A 21764-nucleotide genomic window follows, 5' to 3' on the forward strand; every position below is an offset into this window, starting at 1 on the left:
CCCGACCCACGGAACAATGTCATTCAGTCGCCAGCCAAATCTGGAGTTTCTTCGCCAGGCAATCTCGCTCGCCACGAGCAACGTCAGCACCGGCAAGGGCGGGCCGTTTGGCGCGGTTGTGGTGCGAGATGGCAAGGTGATCGCTGAGGGAGTGAACGTTGTTACGGCTACGAATGATCCGACCGCGCACGCCGAGGTCACTGCGATCCGGAACGCCTGTAAGGCGCTGAGCACTTTCACCTTGACCGGGTGTGAGCTCTACTCGAGCTGCGAGCCCTGCCCCATGTGCCTTGCAGCGTCGCATTGGGCGCGACTTGATGCGGTGTTTTTGCAGCAAGCGCGGAAGATGCGGCTAAGGCTGGTTTCGACGACGAGTTTCTGTACGGAGAATTCCGCAAAGATCCGGCCGATCGGTTGCTTCCTGAGGCTCAGTTCCTGCGCGAAGAGGCTTGGGCAAGCTTCGAAGCCTGGATTGCGTCCGCGCAAAAGATTCCCTATTAGACGGGCTCGAACTCTCGAGCGCTTTTCAGGTCACTCAGCCTGCCATCCGGCGCCAAACCAATCGGAAGTGCTTTTAATGCAACGTCCCGCCCTTGCTCAAGTTGATTTCGGTACGATAACGTCTATTAACTCATCCCTTTTCATACGGGAGTCTGTCGCTGGATACTCGATAAGGACGGCAGACCAGAGTACGCGCGCTTCCCGAGGTCCTCATGAGTACCACATCCATCCCTGACGATCTCCTCCTGCGAGAGCGGTTCACCGAGATCAGGCCCCCTCTTTCGCCGCAGGCAGCTGTCATTGAAGCCAATCGTTGCCTCAACTGTTTCGACGCACCCTGCACTGCCGCTTGCCCGACCCATATCGATGTTCCGGGATTCATCAAGCGCATCAGCACCGGCAATCTCCGTGGCTCTGCTCTCCGCATCCTCGACGCCAACATCCTGGGCAGCAGCTGCGCAAAGGCCTGCCCCGTCGAAGTGCTCTGCGAGGGCGCCTGCGTAATGCACCGCTACAACACAGAACCGATTCAGATCGGGCGTCTGCAGCGCTATGCGATGGATTCGTTCCAGGCGACGGGCGAGGAGTTGCTCACCGCGCCGCGTGGATCGCGGAACGTGCAGGTCGCCTGCATCGGCGGCGGACCGGCATCCCTGGCCTGCGCCGCGGAGTTGTGCCGGCACGGCGCGCACGCCATCATTATCGAGCGCAATGAGCTTCCCGGTGGCCTTAACACCTACGGAGTAGCTGAGTACAAGCTGCGCACATCCGACAGCCTGCGTGAAGCCGAGATGATCCGCCGCATGGGAGTCGAGTTCCGCACCGGCGCGGCCATCGAAACTGCGGAAGCGCTGGAAGAGCTTGAGTCGGAGTTCGACTTCCTCTTCCTCGGCGTCGGCCTCGGCGCCATGCAGCGCATGAACATTCCCGGCGAGGATCAGAAAGGCGTTTTGAATGCGCTCGAGTTCATCGCGTCCTACAAAACCGGTCGCCTGAAAGAGCTATCCGGCACAGTTGTTGTAGTCGGTGCAGGGAACACAGCGATCGATGCCGCGAATGCAGCTCGGCGTCTTGGCGCCGAAACCGTCTACCTCCTCTATCGCCGCGGCGAACGCGAGATGACGGCATTCGACTTCGAATACGAGCACGCCAAGCACGAAGGGGTGCAGTTCCTCTGGCGCCGGCAGCCATACCGGATCCGTACCAGCGAGCGTGGCCGTCTGCTGCTCGACACCGTTCAGGTTAATGAGGTCGACAGGTTGCTCCAACCCGTCGACGGCTCCGAACAGGTCATCGAGTGCGACTACGTTATCCCAGCCATCGGACAATCGCCTTTCGCTCAGCTCGTACAGGAGCTTCGGCGCATCGAGTTGCGCAACGGAGTCATCGTCGTAGATCCCGAGACCGGCCAGACCGACAATCCACGCTACTTCGCTGGCGGTGATTGCGCTAACGGCGGCAAAGAGGTGGTGGATGCCGTAGCCGACGGAAAGCGCGCAGCCCGTGCGATCCTCAAGATCGCGGAGGCGGCCTATGCCTGATATCCGTGTCCATCAGTTCGCCGGCAAAATCGACGGCCCGAATCCCTTCTGGCTCGCGTCGGGACCTGTCTCGAACAAGGGCGAGCAAATCATGCGCGCCTTCGATGCAGGCTGGGGCGGAGCGGTGTGGAAGACCATAGGCGACCCTGCCACGAACACCAGTCCGCGTTACTCCTCGGTCGATTGGAACGGACACCGCATGATGGGCCTGAGCAGCATCGAGCGCATCAGCGATCGTCCGATCGAAGAGAACTTGCGCGAACTGGCGGAGGTCAAAAGGTACTACCCTTACCACCCGATCATTGCCTCGCTCATGGCTGAATCGGTACGCGAGTCGTGGCACGAGATCGCGCAGCGGGCCGAAGACGCCGGCGCCGACGGGTTGGAACTCAACTTCAGCGGTAGTCAAGCTGGCTCCCTCTCTCAGGATCCCGAGCGTACGGAAATGATCACTGCCTGGGTCAAAGAGAAAGCGCGCATCCCCGTGCTCGTGAAGCTTTCGCCGAACGCGACGAATATCCGGGTGGTCGCGGCGGCCGCACGGCGAGGTGGCGCGGATGGTCTTTCCGCCATTAACACCGTCAACTCAATTCCGCGCATCGACCTGGACACGCTCGTTCCCGAGCCGAATGTCGGCGGGGCTGGCACTTACGGCGGGTTTGCCGGTCCAGCCGTTAAGCCGATCGCGCTGAACATCGTCCAGCAGATCATGTCCGACCCCGCTTCTGCTCTGCCGCTCTCTGGTATCGGCGGAATCTCAACCTGGCGCGATGCCGTCGAATTCATGCTGCTAGGCTGCACGACCGTCCAGGTGTGCACCGCCGCGATGCACTACGGCTATCGGGTGGTCGAAGACATGGCCGAAGGGCTCGAAAACTGGATGCGCACCAAAGGTTTCGCAACCCTCGAAGATCTTCGCGGACTCTCCTTGCAGCGGGTCACCGGCTGGGAAGGCCTCAATCGCGATTACAAGGTTGTAGCGCACATCAACGAGCAGAAGTGCATCGGTTGTGGCTTGTGTCAGATCTCCTGCTGGGATGGCGCAAATCAGTGCATTCACTCGGATCGTGTGTCAGGTCCCGTGAATGGGCGCATCGAGCTGCATGATGGGCCCCCCACAGTCGAGTTTCGATCGCGCACTTCAATTGCGACCACGCCGGTCACGCGGCAGGAGCGTGCCGCCGCCGCCTCGAACCACGGCCCCTACCCCACTCCGCTTGCCAAGATCCCCCGTGTAGACGAAACCGAGTGTACCGGCTGCAATCTCTGCGCGCTCGTATGTCCTGTGGACGAGTGCATCACGATGGTGCCGGTCGGCCAAAACGCTCGACCGGAACATCGCGGCCAGAGTTCGCTTGCTTCCGAGATCGCAGCGGAACCGCAGCGGTCGTGACCTCGTCCGGCCGCTTTATCGCAGTTCGTAATCGTGCTGCGTACCAAAGCAGAAATCGGGTTCGTTCCTGTGCGGCTACAAATTCCTGTCGCGGCATGCAAGTTCGGTTACCTCAAAGTGCATCAAGGTGACTTTGGCCATGACAGGAAAATCGGTTGACCGATTAAAATGAAGCCAGAGAATGGCTTTCAGCACTCCAGCGGCTGCCGGGCAGGCCATCCGCTTTACGCGGCAGACAGACGTGCGGGTACAGACCGCATCTCCGCTCGTTCAGGTTCGCAATCTTGAGAAAACCTATCGCACTTCCCGAGGAGCGCTGACGCTCTTCAAAGGTCTTGAGCTTACGGTCGATAGCGGAGAACTGATTGCAATCGTTGGGCAATCCGGCACAGGAAAAAGCACACTTTTGCACATTTTGGGCGCTCTTGATGCGCCAACTGCGGGCACTGTACACTGCGCTTCAACCAACGTGGCAGCTCTCAACGCCCGGGAGGCCGCAGCTTTTCGCAACCGCGAGATCGGCTACGTGTGGCAGTTTCACTACCTGCTTCCGGAGTTTTCGGCTGTCGAGAACGTTGCCATGCCCCTTCTGGCGCGCGGAATCGATCGTCGACAGGCGCTAGATGCTGCATCTAATTGGCTTAGAGAGGTTGATCTGGAGGACCGCAGCGAACACCGCCCAGGAGAGCTTTCCGGTGGAGAGCAGCAGCGGGTTGCGTTGGCGAGAGCTTTGGTCGGGAACCCTCGATTGCTGCTGGCCGATGAGCCGACGGGCGACCTGGACGAAACCACAGCGAGACGAGTTTTTGAGTTGCTTGAACGATTGCACTTAACCCACGGGCTCACCTCGATATTGGTGACCCACAACCTGGATTTGGCCGCGCGCTGTACGCGGACTCTGCGCCTGGAGAGCGGGCGCCTTCACGCAGCGGCGTGAGTAACCTCGGACGAGGTATAAAGCACCTTTCCGGGTGGTTTTTGAGTCTGATGGATATGTGGGTCCGGTCGCAATACCGGTCTCGCGAGCGGTGGGTGGGGTGCTTTCGGACGAGAAATTCCGGGGCGGCCGGATCAGGATTTCGAACTCCGGTCCATCCAAAAGAGCTGTTCGGGGCGCAGTTATTGAAGACTTTCCAGAGGCTTCCGGCGGCGTAGTTTAAAGAAGGGCACGGACAGAGAAGTTGAGGCCGACGCACAATCGGACGACTATCTCGTTCCCAAGCCTGAAGTAAGAGGAGAACAAAATGTTCGAACGCTATACGGAGAAGGCACGACGCGTGATCTTCTTCGCGCGATATGAGGCCAGCCAGTTCGGGTCGCCTTATATCGAAACCGAGCACTTGCTGCTTGGCCTGTTGCGCGAGGACAAGGCTTTAACCAATCGCTTTTTGCGTTCGCATGCCTCGGTAGAGTCGATTCGCAAGCAGATTGAAGCGCATACGACCATTCGCGAGAAGGTCTCGACCTCGGTCGACCTGCCGCTCTCGAATGAGTGCAAGCGCGTTCTGGCGTATGCGGCAGAAGAAGCCGAGCGCCTGGGCCACAAACACATCGGAACAGAGCACCTGCTGTTGGGTCTGTTGCGCGAAGAGAAGTGCTTCGCCTCAGAGATCCTTCAGGAGCGCGGCCTTAAACTCGCCCAGATTCGCGACGAGCTGGCCCGCGTCACGCAGGAGAAGGCTCCGGCGCAGCAGCGCCAGCGGGAGTCCAGCCTTCTGGCCGAGTTCAGCCGCGATCTCACGCAGGCCGCAATGGACGGTCAGCTTGATCCGCTTGTTGGGCGCGACGGAGAACTGGAACGGGTGATTCAGATTCTGTGCCGCCGCACCAAGAACAATCCGGTGCTGATCGGCGAACCAGGCGTCGGCAAGACAGCCATCGTCGAAGGCCTCGCTCAGCGCATCGCCGACGGCGAAGTGCCCAGCTTCCTCGCTGATAAACGGGTGCTCGCCCTCGACCTGTCGCTCATCGTCGCTGGAACCAAATACCGCGGCCAGTTCGAAGAGCGCCTGAAAACCATCATGAAGGAACTGATGGAGAATCAGAACTCCATCATCTTCATCGACGAGCTTCATACGCTGGTGGGTGCCGGCTCCGCCGAGGGGTCCCTCGACGCTGCCAACATCCTCAAGCCGGCTCTCTCGCGCGGCGAAATCCAGTGCATTGGTGCAACCACGCCGGGCGAATACCGCAAATCGATTGAGAAGGACCGGTCACTTGAGCGCCGTTTCCAGGCAGTCAAGGTTCCGCCTCCGAGCGAATCCGATGCGGTCAAGATCATCAACGGCATCAAGGACCGGTACGAAAAATTCCACGCGGTCAGCTATACCGATGCGGCCATCGAGTTTGCCGTGTCGCATTCCAACCGCTATATACCTGATCGCTTCCTGCCCGACAAGGCCATCGACCTCATTGACGAAGCCGGCGCCCGTGTCAAGCTGCGCCAGACCTCGCTGCCTGAGGAGATCACCGAGGTCCAGAAGCGGATCAAGTTCATCGTCCACCGCATGGACTCGGCGATTGCGAATCACGAGTTCGAGAAGGCCCGATTCTACTCCGATGAGGAGCGGAAGGAGCGCGAAAACCTACGCGCTCTTCGCGACAAATACCACCTCGATGACTCCGCCGCCGGCATTGTCGGCCGCGAAGACATCGAGGATGTCGTGAGCCGCTGGACCGGCGTCCCCGTCACCAGCATCAAGGAAGAAGAGACGCAAAAGCTGCTACGTGTGGAAGAAGAGCTCCACCGCCGCATTATCTCGCAGGAGAAGGCGATCTCTGCCCTCGCCCGTGCAATCCGGCGTTCGCGTGCAGGCCTCAAGTCGCCGCACCGCCCGATCGGCAGCTTCCTCTTCCTCGGACCCACAGGCGTCGGCAAGACGGAAATGGCGCGCACTCTGGCGCAATTCCTCTTCGGCTCAGACAAGGCGCTTATCCGCTTCGACATGTCGGAGTTCATGGAAAAGCACTCGGTCTCGAAGTTGATCGGTTCGCCTCCGGGATACGTGGGCTACGAAGAGGGTGGCCAGTTGACCGAACGGGTCAAGCGTTCGCCGTACTCCGTGGTCCTGCTCGACGAAATCGAGAAGGCGCACCCCGATGTGTTCAACATCCTGCTGCAGGTGTTTGAGGACGGCCAGTTGACCGATGGACTCGGCAACACGGTCGACTTCAAGAACACCATCATCATCATGACGTCGAACATCGGCGCGCGGCACCTGCAGAAAAAGCAGGGCCTCGGCTTCGCCAGCGATCGCGAAGATCTCGTCACCGAGAAGGTGGAAGAGCTCGTCAAGAATGAGGTCAAGAAGACCTTCAATCCCGAGTTCCTCAACCGCCTCGACGAAGTGATCCTCTTCCAGTCGCTTTCAGATGCCGACCTCATCCAGATCGTCGAACTGCTCGTGCAGCAGCTCAACTCCAACCTGGCGCAGAAGTCGATCACCATCTCTGTCACCGAGGAAGCAAAGAAGTGGATCCTCGACAAGACTCTCGGAGATCGCAGCTACGGTGCTCGTCCGTTGCGTCGCGCTCTGCAACGGTACGTGGAAGATCCTCTGTCGGAGGCGCTCATTGCGGGTGGCATTCCGCAGCGTCCCGCCTTCCTCGAGGTCTACCTCGAAAACAACCAGCTCTTCTATCGCCCCGTCAGCTCTGAAGAAGGTGGCAGCGAAGAGAAAGCCGCTGGCATCCTGCTCTACAGCGCATAGCGAGATCAACTGTTTCCAATCAAGCCCCGGCAGTTTTGCCGGGGCTTTCTTTTGTTCTCCACTTGGTGCTTAGCGCAGCGAGACCTCGCTTGCGGAAACCGAACGCTCCGCGCGACACGGCTCATCCGCATCGATGTTGTACTCTTGTGCCATCCAGGGTTCTTTTCATTCCACCTGGATCAGCCCAAGAGAGGCCATGAGAAAAATCCCCTTTGCCCTAGCCGTTCTCGCTCTGTTGTCCATCGCCGCGTCCGCTCAGCAAAACAATCTCCCGCCTGACGATCTGGATCCGAACTTCAAGGCTCCCGCACAGCCAACCGACTTCGAGAAGCGCGTAGTCATGATGCCCATGCGCGACGGAGTCAAGCTTTACACGGTCATCGTTATTCCGAAGGGCGCAAAGGACGCGCCCATCCTGCTTGATCGTACCCCCTACAACGCGGCGAAGCGCGCCGAGCGTTCGGAAAGCCCGCGCATGATCGAGGCTCTTCCACTCGCGGACGAGGTCTTCGTCAAAGCCGGCTACATCATTGTCTACCAGGACGTGCGCGGAAAGTGGGGCTCCGAAGGCCCGTACATCATGACGCCTCCTCCGGTGAACTCCGGCTACAATCCTGGCGGCGCCGACGATACCACTGACGGATACGATTGCATCGATTGGCTCGTCAAGAACGTTCCCGAGTCGAACGGCCGCGTCGGCATGATCGGCTCCAGTTACGAGGGCTTCACTGTGGTGATGGCCCTGCTCCATCCGCATCCCGCGCTGAAGGTAGCCGCGCCGGAGAGCCCGATGGTCGATGGCTGGATGGGTGATGACTGGTTCCATTACGGCGCATATCGCATTCCCAACATTGACTACATGCTGGGGCAGACGACGAAGCGCGCCGGCGGCTTTGACGTGCCGCATCCCAACTACGACGAGTACACCGGACTGCTCAATGCGGGGTCTGCAGCAGCATTCGCGCACAAACTCGGCGCCGATCAGCTTCCTTTCTGGAAGGTCACCGTCGAGCATCCCGCGTACGACGGCTTCTGGCAGAGCCAGGCTCTCGACAAGCTCATCGTCAAGCAGCCGCTCTCAGTCCCAACCATGTGGGAGCAGGGTCTGTGGGACCAGGAAGACATGTGGGGCGCCAACCACAGCTATCGCGCGCTCAAGTCCGCAGGCACACCCGATGCGATGAACCATATCGTGATGGGCCCGTGGTTCCATAGCCAGGTCAATCGGCCGGGCCGCAATCTAGGCCCGCTCGTGTGGGGCACGGACACAACGGCCTGGTGGCGCGAAAAGATTCTGCTGCCGTTCTTTAATCAATACCTCAAGCCCGGCTCACCGAAAGCCGAAACGCCCAATGCGCTCATCTACGACACAGGCCTGGACAGATGGGACACCTACTCTACGTTCCCGCAGTCTTGCGAGAAGGGATGCCCTACGCTGTCGAAGCCGCTCTATCTCCAAGCAGGCGGCAAGCTTTCTCTCAAGCCGCCCACCGGTTCGGAAGAGAAGTACACAGAGTATGTCTCGGATCCCGCAAACCCAGTGCCGTATCTGCCGCGCCCTGTCACCCAGGCCAACTGGCGCACGTGGCTCGTTACGGATCAGCGCTTTGTCGACGGCCGTCCCGACGTCGTCACCTATGTTTCCGATCCGCTGGAAAAGTCGATCAAATTGTCCGGTGAGCCCATGGTGCACCTTGTAGCTTCGACGTCAGGCACCGACTCCGACTGGGTCGTGAAGATCATTGATGTTCAGCCCGAAAGCGTCGTCGAACCCACACAGCAGATGAGCGGCTATGAACTGCCCATCGCAACTGACATCTTCCGCGGACGCTACCGCACCAGCTTCGAGCACCCCGAAGCACTGGAGGCCAACGCGCCGCTGCCATTCGTATTCGCGCTGCCGCTGGTCAACCACACCTTCCTGCCCGGCCACCGCATCATGATTCAGGTGCAATCGACGCTCTTCCCGCTCTATGATCGCAACCCGCAGAAGTTCGTGCCGAACATTCTCACCGCCCAGCCGCAGGACTATCAGAAAGCCACGCAACGCATCTGGCACACACCTGACCATGCAAGCTACATCAGCCTCTCCGTCGTTCCTTCAGATGCACAGTAAACAGTAATACCGATAACCAATCACGGACTTCGGGTGCCCCAGGTCTCGATCCTGAGACCTGGGATTGAAAGCGCATGAATTCAGCGCAGTAATTGATGGCCATCAGTCAGCGACTTGGGAGCTGGTAGCTCGAAGCTATCGAAAGCCATAGCATTGAGCCATACTTTCCGCGAGGTGCGGTATGACCGAACCCCTTCGTCCTCCGTTCACGCCCGACGAGATAAGCAGCTTCACGCGGGAAACCAACTACGGAACCTGGCGCGTCCAAAAGACCTGGAAGCCGCTCTACATCGCCGACGCTGAGGGCTGCTGGATCACCGACGGCGCAGGAAAGCGCTATCTCGATTTCAGTTCGCAACTCATGTGCGTCAACCTCGGCCACAAAAACAAGGCTGTCGTTGAATCAATCGCGCAGCAAGCGCGCGATCTCGCCTTCATGGGACCGGCTTACGCCACCGAAGCACGCGCCCGCCTCAGCGCCAAACTCCTGGAGGTCCTACCCGCGGGCCTTGAAAAGTTCTTCTTTGCCACCAGCGGCACCGAAGCCAACGAGGCCGCCTTCAAGATCGCCCGCATGGTCACGGGAAAGAGCAAGATCATCTCGCGCTACCGTTCTTACCACGGCTCAACGATGGGTTCCATTGCCGCCACCGGAGATCCGCGCCGCTGGGCCATGGAGCCCGCCGGCAAAGGCCAGCACGTCGTCTTCGCGCCAGAAACGAATTGCTACAAGTGCCCCATCAAGCACACCTATCCCGGCTGTAACGTGGCCTGCGTCGACTACATCGAGCACATGATCGAGAACGAAAGCGACGTCGCTGCCATCATCCTCGAGCCCATCGTAGGCACCAATGGCGTGCTCATTCCTCCTCCGGAGTACTTTCCCCGGCTGCGCGAAATATGCGATCGCCACGAAGTTCTGATGATCGCCGACGAAGTAATGACCGGATGGGGCCGCACGGGAAAGTGGTTCGCGGTCGACCACTGGAACGTGAAGCCGGACATTCTCGTCACTGCGAAAGGAATCACTTCCGCCTACGTTCCTCTAGGTCTCTGCGCGACCACGAAGAAGCTCGCCGATCACTTTGAAGACCGCTACTTCTCCCACGGACACACCTATGAGGCGCACCCCATCACGCTCGGTCCTGCGGCAGCGACAATCGAAGAGATGCAGCGGCTCAAACTCGTCGAGCGAGCCGCCGAACTGGAGCCATATGTCAGCCAAAAACTGCAAGCCCTCAAAGAGAGGCACCCGTCCATCGGAGACGTGCGCGGCATCGGCCTCTTCTTTGCCGTCGATCTCGTGAAGAACCGCACGACAAAGCAGCCCTTCAACACGATGAGGGACAAAGTCGAAGGCAAGCCGATGATCGTGGATCAGATCGCAGCGAAGATGATGGCCGATGGCGTAGCCCAGCAATCTTGGATCAGTCACTTCGTTATCGCCCCACCGCTGATCGTTACGAAAGAGGAGATCGACTTCGGCATCGCAGCCCTCGATCGTCATCTCGGCATCGCCGACGAACTCGTTGATTAGTGGGCTCTAGCCGCTTCGGGTACTCCAACCAGATCACGGCCGCCGCTTCATTTCAACCCCGAGCAGATACACTGTCCACGACAGGAGACCTCATGCAGACCCGGATCCAGGGCACCACCATGCCCGTTCTCGACGTGCAGCTTGACCCCAACGAGAGCATCTTCTCAGAGAGTGGCGAACTCTCATGGATGACCGCATCCATCCAGATGACCACCCACACCCAGATGGGCGGAGGTGGAGGCCTCTTTGGCGTACTCAAGCGCGTCGCCGGCGGGGGCAGCATCTTCATGACCGAATACCGTGCCGTGCAGTATCCGGGCGAGGTTTCGTTCGCCACGAAGGTACCCGGCCACATCGTTCCAGTGCAGGTCGCGCCCGGTCAGGAGTATCTGGTTCACCGCCACGGATTCCTCTGCGCTACACCGCAGGTCACCATCAGCGTGGGATTCCAGCAGTCGCTCGGCGCCGGCATCTTCGGCGGCAGCGGATTCCTGCTCCAGCGCATCGCGGGTTACGGCATGGCATGGCTCGAACTCTCCGGCGAACTGATCATGAAGAACCTGGCACCCGGCGAAACGCTCCTGGTCCATCCAGGCCACGTCGGCGCCTTCCAGGCTTCCGTCGGGTTCCAGATCACGACCGTCCCCGGCATCAAAAACATGATTTTCGGCGGCGATGGAATCTTCCTCGGCGTCCTCACCGGTCCGGGAACTGTATGGCTGCAAACGCTGCCCATTTCGCGCCTCGCTCATCAGATCAGCGAGTACCTCCCGCATGTGGAAGGACGTCAGGTGGGTCCTGCTGCCGCAGGAGGTGCCATCCTCGGAGGAGTCCTCGGTTCAATGTTCGGCAACGACCAGTAGCGATCCAGGTGATGATCCGACCAACAGAAACATGCACCCAGGTACGGGAAGGGTTCATACGTGACAGAGACTGAAGGCACGAGACGCGACCTACGCGGCGACATCCTGTTCGTATTCGCGCTGGGCGTCCTGTGTTACCTGGCCTGGATGCTGCGCCACGTACTGCTTCTACTCTTCGTAAGCGCTCTCGCTGCCGTCGTCCTCACGCCGATCGTTCGTGCAACCTCGCGGTTTCGCATCGGGAATCGACGGCCATTCAGAGGCAAGGCAATTCTCATCCTCATGCTCCTGGTGGTCGGAGCGCTCACCGCGTTCGGATTTCTGGCCTTCCCGCCGGTGATCCGCGATCTCAACGAGGCGGGGAAGGAAATGCCGCAGCGGCTCCCCGTCTTTCTCGAGAAGCTGAAGAGCGTCCCGTTCGCCGACCAGGTCAACACCGATGCCGTCAATGAAAAAGTGCAGGACTTCGTCAGCAATGCGGCGACGTATCTCCTGCTCTCCATCAAGAACTGGGCAGGCGCCATCTTCAGCATCGCCATGGGCGTCATCCTCACCGTCTACTTCATCCTTGAGGGCGACATCGCCTATCGGTGGTTTCTCTCATTCTTCCCGCCCGGTAGGCGGGCCCGGCTCGATGCGGCGCTCCAGCGCTCCGACATTCGCATGGGACAGTGGCTGTTGGGGCAGGGAAGTCTCATGCTCATCCTGGGCATCGCCAGCACCGCAGTTTATGCCAGCCTCCACGTGCGCTACGCCTACGCCCTTGGCGTTTTCACCGGACTTCTGAACATCATCCCGGTCGTAGGCTCTGCCATCAGTATCGCCGTTGCGTTGCTGGTCGCCGCCGTCGATTCATGGGGCCGCGTCATCGGAGTCGCCATCTTCTACGTAATCTGGGTACAGGTAGAGAATTCGTTTCTGATCCCGCGCATCATGGGAACCCGCGTAGGCCTTCCCGGCATTTCCATCCTGGTGGCACTGCTTATCGGCTCGGAACTGGGAGGCGTGCTCGGCGCCATCGTCTCCGTGCCCACCGCCGTCTTGGTCTCCGTCCTGATTGACGAATACCTCATTCAAAAGACAGTCGACGAGGAAACAGAAACCATCTCCGCGAAAGCCGAGACGGGCTAGACGGATTTCCAACAAGAGGGTTCGTCAGAACAACGAGGCGGGTCCGGTTCTACGGGCCCGCCTCTTCTATTTCTGTGCGTGTCTTTCTCTACTGGCTTACAGCCACATCGCTTGCCACCGATGCCGTGAGCATCATGCCCGGCTCGATCTTCGCCTGATTGCCCGGCGGCAGCGGTCCGGCCACATGCACAAAGCTTGTATCCGCGATGTGATTGATCTCGGCTCCGATGTCCGGTGCGACCAGCGTGTAGATCCCATCAAGAGGGATCCGCACTCCGTTTGCAGAAAGTCCCGCCAGCCTGAATACGATCATCCCCGATCGGCCATTCTGTCCGGCCTGCTTCACCGCAGTCACAATCGCATCCACAGACATCCCGCGATGCGCGATCATTTTGCCGTTCACAATGATGTTCTGGTCGAGCAGCACGTAGAAGTGGTCTCCGACGTTTGCCGTCTCTGAAGAGAGTCGATTCCCGGTCTGCAGCCGAATCTGCGTTCCCTTCGGCACGGTCGAACCGCTGATTGCTTCATCCGTCGGAAGCGGTGTAGGGGCGCCGCTGAGTGTGTAGTTCCCGGCCACGATCGGGCTTGGCGCCTTCCCCGGCTCCACGGCAAACGCTTGGATGCGCGTGCTTCCCAGAATCGGGATCGGCGTCTCATATTTGCTCGAGGACTCAGTGGGCGTCCATCCGTCCGCCGTGTAATAGATCACCGCATTCGGATTAGGGCTCGTGAGAATCACGACCGTGCCGGGAAGAACGTCTTTAGGGCTGGGCAGAAACACGGGCGGCTTGGCGCAATGGCAATCTGCCTGCCCACGGTACGCATCGTTCACAACCAGCACCCCGCCTTGCTGCGGCAACCCTGATCGTGACAGCGGCGAAGTTGGAACGGCAGTGGCCGCTCCCGTACTGTGCAGCGCGGGCTGACTCAACTGGATCGACTCACCGAAGGCCTGGCCTGCGGCCGTGCGTGCAAGCGCGAGGGCACAAGAGACGAAGAGAGGTGTGGCTTTCATGGGCACCCTCCGCTGGGGGATTGTTCTCTCTCAGAACAGCAGAATTCGCCTGGCCAAGGCAAGCACAAATTGCCATCTGCAAGTTACCGTCAGAGCTAGTGAGTCATCCTCCGGGTGCTTTGCCGGGCGCCGTCGACAACGGCCTTTGCAACCCCGCAGTTCGACATGAACCGGACCAGCGGCCCCGAGAGACTCCCTGGACGCGAACCGTCGTCGTCGACAGGTCGAAACCCGACCGAAGGCTCGACCGAGGCGTTCTGGAGAGGGCCGTTTGCCTGCGACTCCAGAATCAGCGTCGCGAGCTTCCGGGCCACCGGCAGATCGAAGCTTTCCGCCACGAATACCAGCTTCCCCTTCTGCGTGATCACGGCCGGGCCCTCATCGGTGGTCCAGACCTTTTCCGTCACGTCAGCGGGAGCCTCCGCATCCTTCTCTGCCGCTGCGTCGCGCTTCACTCCAGAGTACTTGCGACCCAGTTCCTCAGCGTAAAGGTCCGCAAACGACTGGGCAGAGCTCTCGTTCTTCCACGCCGAGAGGTAAAAGAAGGTGATCGATTTCGTCGTGGCCTGCTCCGCTGGAGTAGCGCTAAGCTTTTGCCCGGCCCAGTAGACTCCCCCATCCCATGCCGGAGTCAAGTTTCGCGCTGCTTTTTCACCGCCAAACAGATTGGCGAGAATCTGCACGTCCAGTTCGCCCACCTGGCCGATGTCGTACGGCCGATATGCCGAATCCAGAAGCGGATGGATATCCGGTAGATAAGGAACAGAGGGCGCGCGTCCGCGCTCATACTCGCGTGGATTCATAATCTCCCATGTCGACGACGGAGGCCGATCCAGAGCGCCCGTGAATGCAGCGCCCTGACCGCGGTCCATCCACACGTCCTGCTCAAAGCTCAACCCCTCCCGGTAAGGAAACAGAAGCGACTCCGACAGTAGCAGCGGAGCCCGCGCCAATACGGGCGAATCCTCTGAGCCGTTCATCTTCTGCTTGATGATCTCCACAACTTCTGGATCGCCAACCAGGCTCTTTCCCATCGGCTTCAAAATGTTGTCCATCATCACCGCTGTCGCCTGGCCTTCCGTGACAGCGTCGCGCGCGGTGTCGATCTCATCCTTCGCCAGGTGCTGTCTGTCTTCAGCGGCCGTGTGGGACACATCAGGCGGTGTCTGGTCGCTCCACTTGTCTAGATTCACGTGCTGATCCTGCAGAGCGTGCGTGAGCTCGTGGGCAAGAACAGACTTCTGATCGTCGACGGACACCCAGTCCAGAAGGTTGACAGTCTTTTCCTTCGGGTCATAGTACGCGGCAATCTGCTCCTTCAACAGCTCCAGCAGAAACGGCTTCAGATCGAAATCGCGATCTAGAAGACCAAACTTCTTCAGCACAATCTCACTGCGCTGCATCCGTTTCGAGTCTTCGTCGTCTTCAAATTTCTCCTTCAGGTACTTCTCGACCGCGGTCCGAGTTGTGAGCTGCCGCTTCACTTGGCTCTTGATTGGCAGGCCCGTCTCCTGCGAAGAAAACTTGATGAGCTCATCCACGAGCCCGAAGAGCTGCTTCGCCTCCTCGGGTGTGATGTGCGTCTCCGGTTTCACCGGCGATCCCGGCTTGGCCTGATCGGGAGTTGATGGCCTCCCAGCGGCGGGCGAATCCTGCTGCGATTGCCCATGCGCAGCCTGCTGCCCCAGCAGCAGCACCACCCCCGCAATCTGCACGACGATACCCTTGCGTAGATTATTCATTAAAAACCACTTGCTCATCTATACTCCTCAAAACACGGGCATCGCCAGCCAGCGGCAATCTGCATCTGATCTCAAGGCTATAATCAGGATGCGTCCGGGCGTACGTCGATGTGATCGAGAACTGCGCCAGACGGTTTAGTAGCTCCCCTATGACCGATCATCTCGCTGTTTCCACGATTCTCACTCCCCTCGCTGCTCAACTCACCACCGGCTCCAACAAGCCTCAACTGATGGAGTTTCGGGGATTCATAACTCCTCAGCAATTGGACGCTCCAGCTCTCGAAACAGCGGCTTTGGCCAAAGGAGCCGCAGCTCACGATCTCGGTTGGATGCGGCGGGTCACTGTCCGGGGTGAAGATAGCACCCGCTGGTTGAGCGGCATGGTCACGAATACGGTCAAGGATATCCCGGAAAACGGCGGCGCCTGGAATCTCGTCCTCAATGCGCAGGGTCGCATTCAGGGAGATCTGACTGTGTGGCGCGACGGTGACTCGCTCGAGCTCGAGATTGCCGCGGACCAGTACGACAAGTTGATGGCGCACTTTGACCACTTCATCATCATGGATGACGTAGAGCTGGTCGGGCACGACGTCTCCGCCGAGACTGTGTTGGGGTTGACAGGTCCCAAGGCAACTGAGGTTCTCTCACGCATGGGCCTGCCTGCTCCATCCGAGCCCATGACAACCCTCAGAAGCGAGTGGAATGGATTCGACCTCACGATCCGCCGCAGCTTCGGTACTCTTGCCCAGCATTTTGAGATTCATACTCCGATCGCGGGATTGGGACTTCTGTGGCGCGCGCTCTCCACCGCAGGAGCAACCCCGGTGGGTGCTGCCTCGCTCGATGCATTCCGCATTGCCGAAGGCATTCCAACCTATGGCGTCGACATCGCCGAGCGCGATCTGCCTCAGGAAACCTCGCAGACGCGCGCCCTTCATTTCGACAAGGGCTGCTACCTCGGCCAGGAGATCGTGGAGCGCATCCGCTCGCGCGGCAATGTTCACCGTCACCTCCGCCAACTTGAAATCGACGGCCCGCTTCCCGCTTCCGGCACCGAACTCCTCCTTGACGGCGCCTCAGTCGGCCAGATCACCAGCGCAGCCGAGCTGCCGCTTTCTTTCGGCCCCCGCCGGTTTGCGCTTGCCATGGTTCGTGGCGAAGCCGAAACCAAAAATCAGCCCCTCGCCTGCAAGGACATGCCGACAACTGGCAGAATCCTGGCCCAACCACCTGAATTGTGATCGACGCATCACAGGCCTATATCATCGATAGTGACGGTATTTGAATAATGAGCGACACACCCAAATTCGAAGTCATCGATCGCCGCAAGATGAAGAAGGACGAGGAGCAGGAAGGCCCCTCCTCCCCCGACACGTCTTCCCAAGCGAAGCCAGCCCCAGAACCCGCGCAGAAATCCGCCGGACCTCGTCTGGTTGAGCCGGAAGAGGCCAGGCCGCCGCAGCAAGAGCCACCCTCGCTAGGTCCAGAGGACGAACTGGCTGCCGAGATGCCCCCGCTGCCCAGCGAAGAGGAGATGCGCGAGCAGGAATCGGCCTATGAGGCTTCCGCACAGCGTGTCGAAGACCTTCTTCGCGCCCAGAACCCCACGATGGGTGCGCAGCCTCCGATCAAATTCGAGCACCTGGTCCAGCAGCTCTATCTTTCAGCCCTCATGCAGATGGGTGCTGCGACGCCGGAAGGCCAGCGTCCCCGCGTGGATATCATCGGGGCCCGCCAGAGCATCGACCTGCTCGGCGTGCTCGACGAAAAGACTAAGGGCAATTTGACCGACGTCGAGGCCCGCATGCTCGAGACAGTGCTCTTTGAACTGCGCATGACCTTCCTCGAACTCAGCAAAATGATCTCTCTGCAAGGGATGCAGGCCCCGCCTCCTAAACCGGAAAAGCACTAGCCGCCATGCAGGGCCGGCTCACATTTCTGGGCACCGGGACTTCCATGGGAGTCCCGACCCTGGGGTGCGATTGCGCCGTCTGCACCTCTTCCGATCCCCGCGACCGCAGGTTGCGACCATCCATCCTGCTGCAATGGCATCATGACGGCCGCGACCGAGTGGTCCTGATCGACACAGGCCCCGACTTTCGGGAGCAGGCGCTGCGCAACAAACTTACTCGCGTTGACGCCGTCTTCTACACCCACGGCCACGCCGATCATATCTTTGGGCTCGACGACCTTCGCCCCATCAGTTTCACCGTCGCGCGCGAAGGCGGCCGCATTCCGCTCTACGCGTCCGCCGAGACTGAAGAGACTCTCCGTCGGGTCTACGACTACACATTCTCCCCCGACGCCACTTATCCCAATCGCCCCCGCGTTCAGATTGAGCCGCTCAACGATTCGATCTGTGCCTATGGCGTCGAATTCCTCCGCGTGCCTATCCTTCACGGTCACCAGCAAATCTGCGGCTTCCGTTTCGGACGCACCGCTTACCTGACCGACGTCAGCGATATACCGGAGGAGAGCTTTGCGCTCCTTCGCGGCCTCGATCATGTCGTGCTCTCAGCGTTGCGGCATAAGCCGCATCCCAGCCATGCCACCGTAGAGCAGGCCGTCGGTTGGGCACAGCGCATTGGCGCAAAGCATGCCTGGCTCACTCACATCGCTCACGAACTCGGTCATGAAGAGACGAATACAAACCTGCCTCCAAATATCCGCCTTGCCTACGACCAACTGAGTTTCTCGATCGAACTGGGAGCGGCATGCGTATGACAGAGCAGATGATTGCGACCGTCCCTGTTTATCGCTCTTTATCTGAGATCCCGTCCGACTTCGGCCCGTCCATCGCGGCCATCGGCAACTTCGATGGCGTGCATCGCGGGCACCAGGAAATTCTAGGCGCGGCTGCAGCCGAAGCCCGTGAACGGCGAATGCGATCCATCGCGGTCACCTTCGATCCGCATCCGGCCCAGGTGCTCTACCCAAAAGAAGCGCCGAAGCTGCTCACATTCCTGCCGCAGCGTATCGAATTGATGGCTCGCACCGGCGTCGATGCCATCTTCGTTCTGCCTTTCAATGCCGAGCTCTCCCGCGTCACCGGACACGAATTTGTGCGCGACATTCTCGTAGGGCGCCTCGGAATACGCGGTATCCATGAAGGCGCGAACTTTCGTTTCGGTCACGGAGCGAAAGCCGGAGTAGAAGAGCTTCGCGCATTTGGAGAAGAGTTCGGATTCAACGTGCACGTGCACGGCGCCGTCAGCGTGCATAATCTCCAAATCTCGAGCTCAGCGGTGCGCAGCGCAATCGCTTCCGGCGACGTTCGGCGCGCCCGCTGGATGCTGGGCCGCGTATTCGGCGTACATTCAAATCCGGCGAAGGGACGCGGAGTTGGTACAAAGCTGCTCGTTCCTACCGTCAATCTTGCTCCCTACGACGGGCTGCTCCCCGCTTTCGGGGTCTACGTGACGCGTTTGACCATCGGCGATCGCTGCTTTCAGGCAGTCACGAACGTGGGGAATCGTCCCACCTTCGAAGACATAGGCTTCGGGGTCGAGACGCATATCCTCAATTTCGACCCCGTGGACCTGTTCGACGACACTCCTCTTTATCTCGAGTTCCTCTTCCGTTTGCGCGGCGAGATGAAGTGGCCTTCCACCGACGCTCTGAAGGCGCAGATCCTCAAAGACGTCTCGCGCGCACAGCGCTATTTCCGCCTTGCGGCGCCTCGCACAAGGTAATCCGTCACACCGGTTGCAATCCATTGCTGGCATACAATTCCCTTATGCCTTTTCCTGAAATCCGCCTGCGCCGCCTGCGCCGCACGGAATCGCTTCGCGCACTGGTTCGTGAGACCTCACTGGATCCCGGCGACCTGATCTACCCGCTGTTCATCTGTCCCGGAGAGGGTGTACGCAACCCCATCAGCTCCATGCCCGGCGTCTTCAATCTGTCCATCGATCAGGCGGTGCGCGAAGCAGAAGAAGCATCCTCACTCGGTATAGGCGGACTTCTGCTGTTCGGTCTCCCAGACAGCAAAGACGAGAAGGCAACCGGCGCCTGGGACGACAATGGCATCGTGCAGCGCGCGTTGCGTGCTCTCAAGCAAAACTCCGCGGCAAAGAAGCTCGTCCTGATGGCCGACGTGTGCCTCTGCGAGTACACCAGCCATGGCCATTGCGGTGTCGTTCTCCAGTCAGGCGACACCTACGAAATCGACAACGATCCGTCCCTCGAGCTTCTCGCGAAAACTGCTGCGAGTCTTGCCCGCGCTGGAGCCGACATCGTTGCGCCCAGTGACATGATGGACGGTCGCGTCGCCGCGATCCGCCGCGCACTCGACGCCGACGACAACACCAACACGCCCATTCTGAGCTACGCCTCTAAATTTGCCTCAGCATTCTATGGACCGTTTCGTGAAGCAGCGGACTCCGCACCGCAGTTCGGCGATCGGCGTAGCTACCAGATGGATGGAGCGAACCTGCGCGAAGCCATGCGCGAAATCGAGCTCGATCTGGTGGAAGGTGCGGACATGATCCTCATGAAGCCTGCGATGCCCTACCTCGACGTAGTGCATGCCGCACGCGAGCGCTTCGGCGTCCCGATCGGGGCCTATCAGGTTTCTGGGGAGTACTCAATGCTTCACGCTGCATTCGAAAAGGGCTGGCTCGAACGCGACCGCACCATGCTCGAGTCCCTCGTCGGCATCCGCCGCGCTGGCGCAGACTTCATCGTCACCTACTTCGCTAAAGACGCCGCGAAGCTGCTGTAGCAGATCAAGCTGGGTGCCCCAGGTCTCGCTCCTGAGACCTGGGACAAAAACCTATTTGCGCCTTCCATTTCCGAGCTTCGCCAGCACTCGATTTCTCAACGTGCAGCTTGCCTTTTCTGTACGATGAAATCACCGGTCAAAACCTGCTGCTGTGTACCTGACCGGGCTGAACGCGCATGAGCACACTCGAGATCCTCAGCCTGCTGTTCCTTACGGCCGCACTATTCGGCCTCGTGAGTGCCCGCTGGCTGCGTGTGCCCATCACCATCGGAACCATGATGCTGACCGTGCTTGTCTCGGCCACCCTGATGCTTATCTCTTCGCGTGTTTCCGGCATCCACGATTGGGCTGCGCACCTGATGCAGCAGATCGACTTCGAAACGCTGATCCTGCACGGCATGCTTCCCCTTTTGCTGTTCGCTGGCGCGTTTCTTCTCGATCTTGAGCATCTTGCCAAAGAGAAGTTCACGGTATCGTTACTCTCGATTGCCGGCACCACCATCTGTTTTCTTCTCGTCGCAGTTCTGATGCACTGGCTGACCGCGGGCCACCTCTCGTGGTTGGAGTGCTTCGTCTTCGGTGCGCTGATTTCACCGACCGATCCCATCGCTGTTCTTGAAATGCTGCGCCGGGTCGGCGTGTCGCGGCGAATCGAAGCCCAGCTTGCGGGGGAGTCCCTTTTCAACGATGGCATCGGGGCCGTCCTGTTCCTCACGATGCTCGCGATTGCCCGCGGCAATGCTCCCACGCCCTGGGCGGTTGGCGGCCTGCTCATTGCCAAAGCAGGAGGCGCTGTTGCTGTCGGTACCATCGCCGCATGGCTCACCTCGCGCTTCATGCGCATGCTCGACTCCTACAAGATCGACATCCTGTTCACCGTGTCGCTGGCTTTCGGCGGATACGTGCTGGCCGACAGACTCAGCCTCTCCGCGCCGCTTGAGGCCGTTGTCGCCGGAATTGCGCTGCGCCATTTCAATCGACGCCTGCCCGAAGATCGCATCGCACACGAGCAGATCGATCGCTTCTGGGAGGTGATCGACGAGATCCAAAATTGTGTGCTCTTCGTGCTGCTCGGTCTTGAAGCGATGGCCATCACTCTCGATGCCAATGCTCTGCGCGCCGGCATCACCGCAATCGGCGCAGTGAATGTGGTCCGCTTCGGCGCGATTGCCTTCCTGCTCTTGATCGCCCGCCTGTGCCAGCCCGAATACAAGAGTTCGCTGTTCGTCCTCACATGGGGCGGACTGCGCGGAGGACTCTCCATCGCACTCGCGCTCTCGGTTCCGGAAAACCTCGGCCGTAGTTGGATTCTCGGAGCGACCTATCTCGTGGTCGTCTTCTCCATCGTCATTCAGGGCGGCTCTATGGATTGGATTCTCCGATCGCGCAAAACCCGCCGGCTCGCCGCCTGAGTCTTTATTTCATCTTCATCGCCACTGCACAAATCACTTTCGATCTGACCGTCCATATGCTCTCCTGAAAGCAGCCA

Annotated in this window: 17 protein-coding genes; 15 read left to right on the forward strand and 2 right to left on the reverse strand. The window is 59.7% G+C overall.

From position 1 onward, the window contains the following. Nucleotides 1–16: 16 nt before the first annotated feature. The 9 genes from DHV10_RS20125 (at nt 17) to DHV10_RS20165 (ending at nt 12792) form a co-directional block, all read left to right on the forward strand. Nucleotides 17–736: a nucleoside deaminase gene (locus tag DHV10_RS20125; protein WP_275425930.1), complete on the forward strand. Its 720-nt coding sequence runs from the start codon at nt 17–19 to the stop codon at nt 734–736. Next, nucleotides 714–2042 (forward strand): FAD-dependent oxidoreductase, encoded by a 1329-nt coding sequence (locus DHV10_RS20130; RefSeq protein WP_109488174.1) that lies wholly within the window; start codon nt 714–716, stop codon nt 2040–2042. The genes DHV10_RS20125 and DHV10_RS20130 overlap by 23 nt, the downstream gene beginning before the upstream one ends. Then, nucleotides 2035–3435, forward strand: a complete 1401-nt coding sequence (preA, locus tag DHV10_RS20135; protein WP_109488175.1) for an NAD-dependent dihydropyrimidine dehydrogenase subunit PreA — start codon at nt 2035–2037, stop codon at nt 3433–3435. Before DHV10_RS20130 ends, preA begins: the two co-directional genes overlap by 8 nt. Before the next feature lie 181 nt (nt 3436–3616). After that, the gene (locus DHV10_RS20140) at nt 3617–4372 is read left to right on the forward strand and encodes an ABC transporter ATP-binding protein (RefSeq protein WP_109488176.1); all 756 of its coding nucleotides are present in this window, start codon (nt 3617–3619) and stop codon (nt 4370–4372) included. 307 nt (nt 4373–4679) lie between these two features. Next, the gene (locus DHV10_RS20145; protein WP_109488177.1) at nt 4680–7145 is read left to right on the forward strand and encodes an ATP-dependent Clp protease ATP-binding subunit; all 2466 of its coding nucleotides are present in this window, start codon (nt 4680–4682) and stop codon (nt 7143–7145) included. A 196-nt stretch (nt 7146–7341) separates the two neighbouring features. Beyond that, a complete protein-coding gene (locus tag DHV10_RS20150) occupies nt 7342–9261 on the forward strand; it encodes a CocE/NonD family hydrolase (RefSeq protein ID WP_109488178.1) in 1920 nt (639 codons plus the stop codon). Nucleotides 9262–9442: 181 nt separating this feature from the next. After that, nucleotides 9443–10798, forward strand: a complete 1356-nt coding sequence (locus tag DHV10_RS20155) for an aminotransferase family protein (protein ID WP_109488179.1) — start codon at nt 9443–9445, stop codon at nt 10796–10798. A 92-nt stretch (nt 10799–10890) separates the two neighbouring features. Continuing rightward, the gene (locus tag DHV10_RS20160) at nt 10891–11661 is read left to right on the forward strand and encodes a TIGR00266 family protein (protein WP_109488180.1); all 771 of its coding nucleotides are present in this window, start codon (nt 10891–10893) and stop codon (nt 11659–11661) included. Between the two features lie 60 nt (nt 11662–11721). After that, nucleotides 11722–12792, forward strand: coding sequence for an AI-2E family transporter (locus DHV10_RS20165; RefSeq protein WP_239461950.1), 1071 nt, complete (start codon nt 11722–11724; stop codon nt 12790–12792). An 88-nt stretch (nt 12793–12880) separates the two neighbouring features. Here DHV10_RS20165 and DHV10_RS20170 read toward each other — a convergent pair whose 3' ends face one another. Together DHV10_RS20170 and DHV10_RS20175 are read right to left on the reverse strand one after the other, a co-directional pair. After that, nucleotides 12881–13810, reverse strand: a complete 930-nt coding sequence (locus DHV10_RS20170) for a chitobiase/beta-hexosaminidase C-terminal domain-containing protein (protein WP_109488181.1) — start codon at nt 13808–13810, stop codon at nt 12881–12883. Between the two features lie 95 nt (nt 13811–13905). Then, nucleotides 13906–15570, reverse strand: coding sequence for a hypothetical protein (locus DHV10_RS20175; protein ID WP_109488182.1), 1665 nt, complete (start codon nt 15568–15570; stop codon nt 13906–13908). Between the two features lie 131 nt (nt 15571–15701). Here DHV10_RS20175 and ygfZ point away from each other — a divergent pair, with 131 nt between their 5' ends. From ygfZ to DHV10_RS20205, 6 genes are all read left to right on the forward strand, one after another. Beyond that, nucleotides 15702–16793: a CAF17-like 4Fe-4S cluster assembly/insertion protein YgfZ gene (ygfZ, locus tag DHV10_RS20180; RefSeq protein ID WP_109488183.1), complete on the forward strand. Its 1092-nt coding sequence runs from the start codon at nt 15702–15704 to the stop codon at nt 16791–16793. Nucleotides 16794–16840: 47 nt separating this feature from the next. After that, nucleotides 16841–17464, forward strand: a complete 624-nt coding sequence (locus DHV10_RS20185; RefSeq protein ID WP_109488184.1) for a DUF1844 domain-containing protein — start codon at nt 16841–16843, stop codon at nt 17462–17464. Between the two features lie 44 nt (nt 17465–17508). Beyond that, the gene (locus DHV10_RS20190) at nt 17509–18276 is read left to right on the forward strand and encodes an MBL fold metallo-hydrolase (RefSeq protein ID WP_239461951.1); all 768 of its coding nucleotides are present in this window, start codon (nt 17509–17511) and stop codon (nt 18274–18276) included. Further along, nucleotides 18273–19244 carry a bifunctional riboflavin kinase/FAD synthetase gene (locus DHV10_RS20195; RefSeq protein WP_239461952.1) on the forward strand — a complete coding sequence of 324 codons (972 nt, stop codon included), beginning with the start codon at nt 18273–18275 and terminating at the stop codon, nt 19242–19244. The genes DHV10_RS20190 and DHV10_RS20195 overlap by 4 nt, the downstream gene beginning before the upstream one ends. Before the next feature lie 44 nt (nt 19245–19288). Beyond that, nucleotides 19289–20275: a porphobilinogen synthase gene (hemB, locus tag DHV10_RS20200; RefSeq protein WP_109488186.1), complete on the forward strand. Its 987-nt coding sequence runs from the start codon at nt 19289–19291 to the stop codon at nt 20273–20275. A gap of 176 nt (nt 20276–20451) precedes the next feature. Continuing rightward, a complete protein-coding gene (locus DHV10_RS20205) occupies nt 20452–21687 on the forward strand; it encodes a cation:proton antiporter (RefSeq protein WP_109488187.1) in 1236 nt (411 codons plus the stop codon). The last annotated feature ends 77 nt before the right edge of the window (nt 21688–21764 follow it).

The organism is Occallatibacter savannae (assembly GCF_003131205.1).
In the GTDB taxonomy this organism is placed as follows: domain Bacteria; phylum Acidobacteriota; class Terriglobia; order Terriglobales; family Acidobacteriaceae; genus Telmatobacter; species Telmatobacter savannae.

Excerpts from the sequence above, each read along its gene's own strand:
- hemB (WP_109488186.1), top strand. The coding sequence starts at position 19,289 with ATGCCTTTTCCTGAAATCCGCCTGCGCCGCCTGCGCCGCACGGAATCG.
- DHV10_RS20140 (WP_109488176.1), top strand. The coding sequence starts at position 3,617 with ATGGCTTTCAGCACTCCAGCGGCTGCCGGGCAGGCCATCCGCTTTACG.
- DHV10_RS20155 (WP_109488179.1), top strand. The coding sequence starts at position 9,443 with ATGACCGAACCCCTTCGTCCTCCGTTCACGCCCGACGAGATAAGCAGC.
- DHV10_RS20160 (WP_109488180.1), top strand. The coding sequence starts at position 10,891 with ATGCAGACCCGGATCCAGGGCACCACCATGCCCGTTCTCGACGTGCAG.
- DHV10_RS20195 (WP_239461952.1), top strand. The coding sequence starts at position 18,273 with ATGACAGAGCAGATGATTGCGACCGTCCCTGTTTATCGCTCTTTATCT.
- DHV10_RS20145 (WP_109488177.1), top strand. The coding sequence starts at position 4,680 with ATGTTCGAACGCTATACGGAGAAGGCACGACGCGTGATCTTCTTCGCG.
- DHV10_RS20175 (WP_109488182.1), bottom strand. The coding sequence starts at position 15,570 with ATGAGCAAGTGGTTTTTAATGAATAATCTACGCAAGGGTATCGTCGTG.
- DHV10_RS20150 (WP_109488178.1), top strand. The coding sequence starts at position 7,342 with ATGAGAAAAATCCCCTTTGCCCTAGCCGTTCTCGCTCTGTTGTCCATC.
- DHV10_RS20125 (WP_275425930.1), top strand. The coding sequence starts at position 17 with ATGTCATTCAGTCGCCAGCCAAATCTGGAGTTTCTTCGCCAGGCAATC.
- DHV10_RS20130 (WP_109488174.1), top strand. The coding sequence starts at position 714 with ATGAGTACCACATCCATCCCTGACGATCTCCTCCTGCGAGAGCGGTTC.
- DHV10_RS20190 (WP_239461951.1), top strand. The coding sequence starts at position 17,509 with ATGGGAGTCCCGACCCTGGGGTGCGATTGCGCCGTCTGCACCTCTTCC.
- DHV10_RS20185 (WP_109488184.1), top strand. The coding sequence starts at position 16,841 with ATGAGCGACACACCCAAATTCGAAGTCATCGATCGCCGCAAGATGAAG.
- DHV10_RS20205 (WP_109488187.1), top strand. The coding sequence starts at position 20,452 with ATGAGCACACTCGAGATCCTCAGCCTGCTGTTCCTTACGGCCGCACTA.
- DHV10_RS20170 (WP_109488181.1), bottom strand. The coding sequence starts at position 13,810 with ATGAAAGCCACACCTCTCTTCGTCTCTTGTGCCCTCGCGCTTGCACGC.
- preA (WP_109488175.1), top strand. The coding sequence starts at position 2,035 with ATGCCTGATATCCGTGTCCATCAGTTCGCCGGCAAAATCGACGGCCCG.
- ygfZ (WP_109488183.1), top strand. The coding sequence starts at position 15,702 with ATGACCGATCATCTCGCTGTTTCCACGATTCTCACTCCCCTCGCTGCT.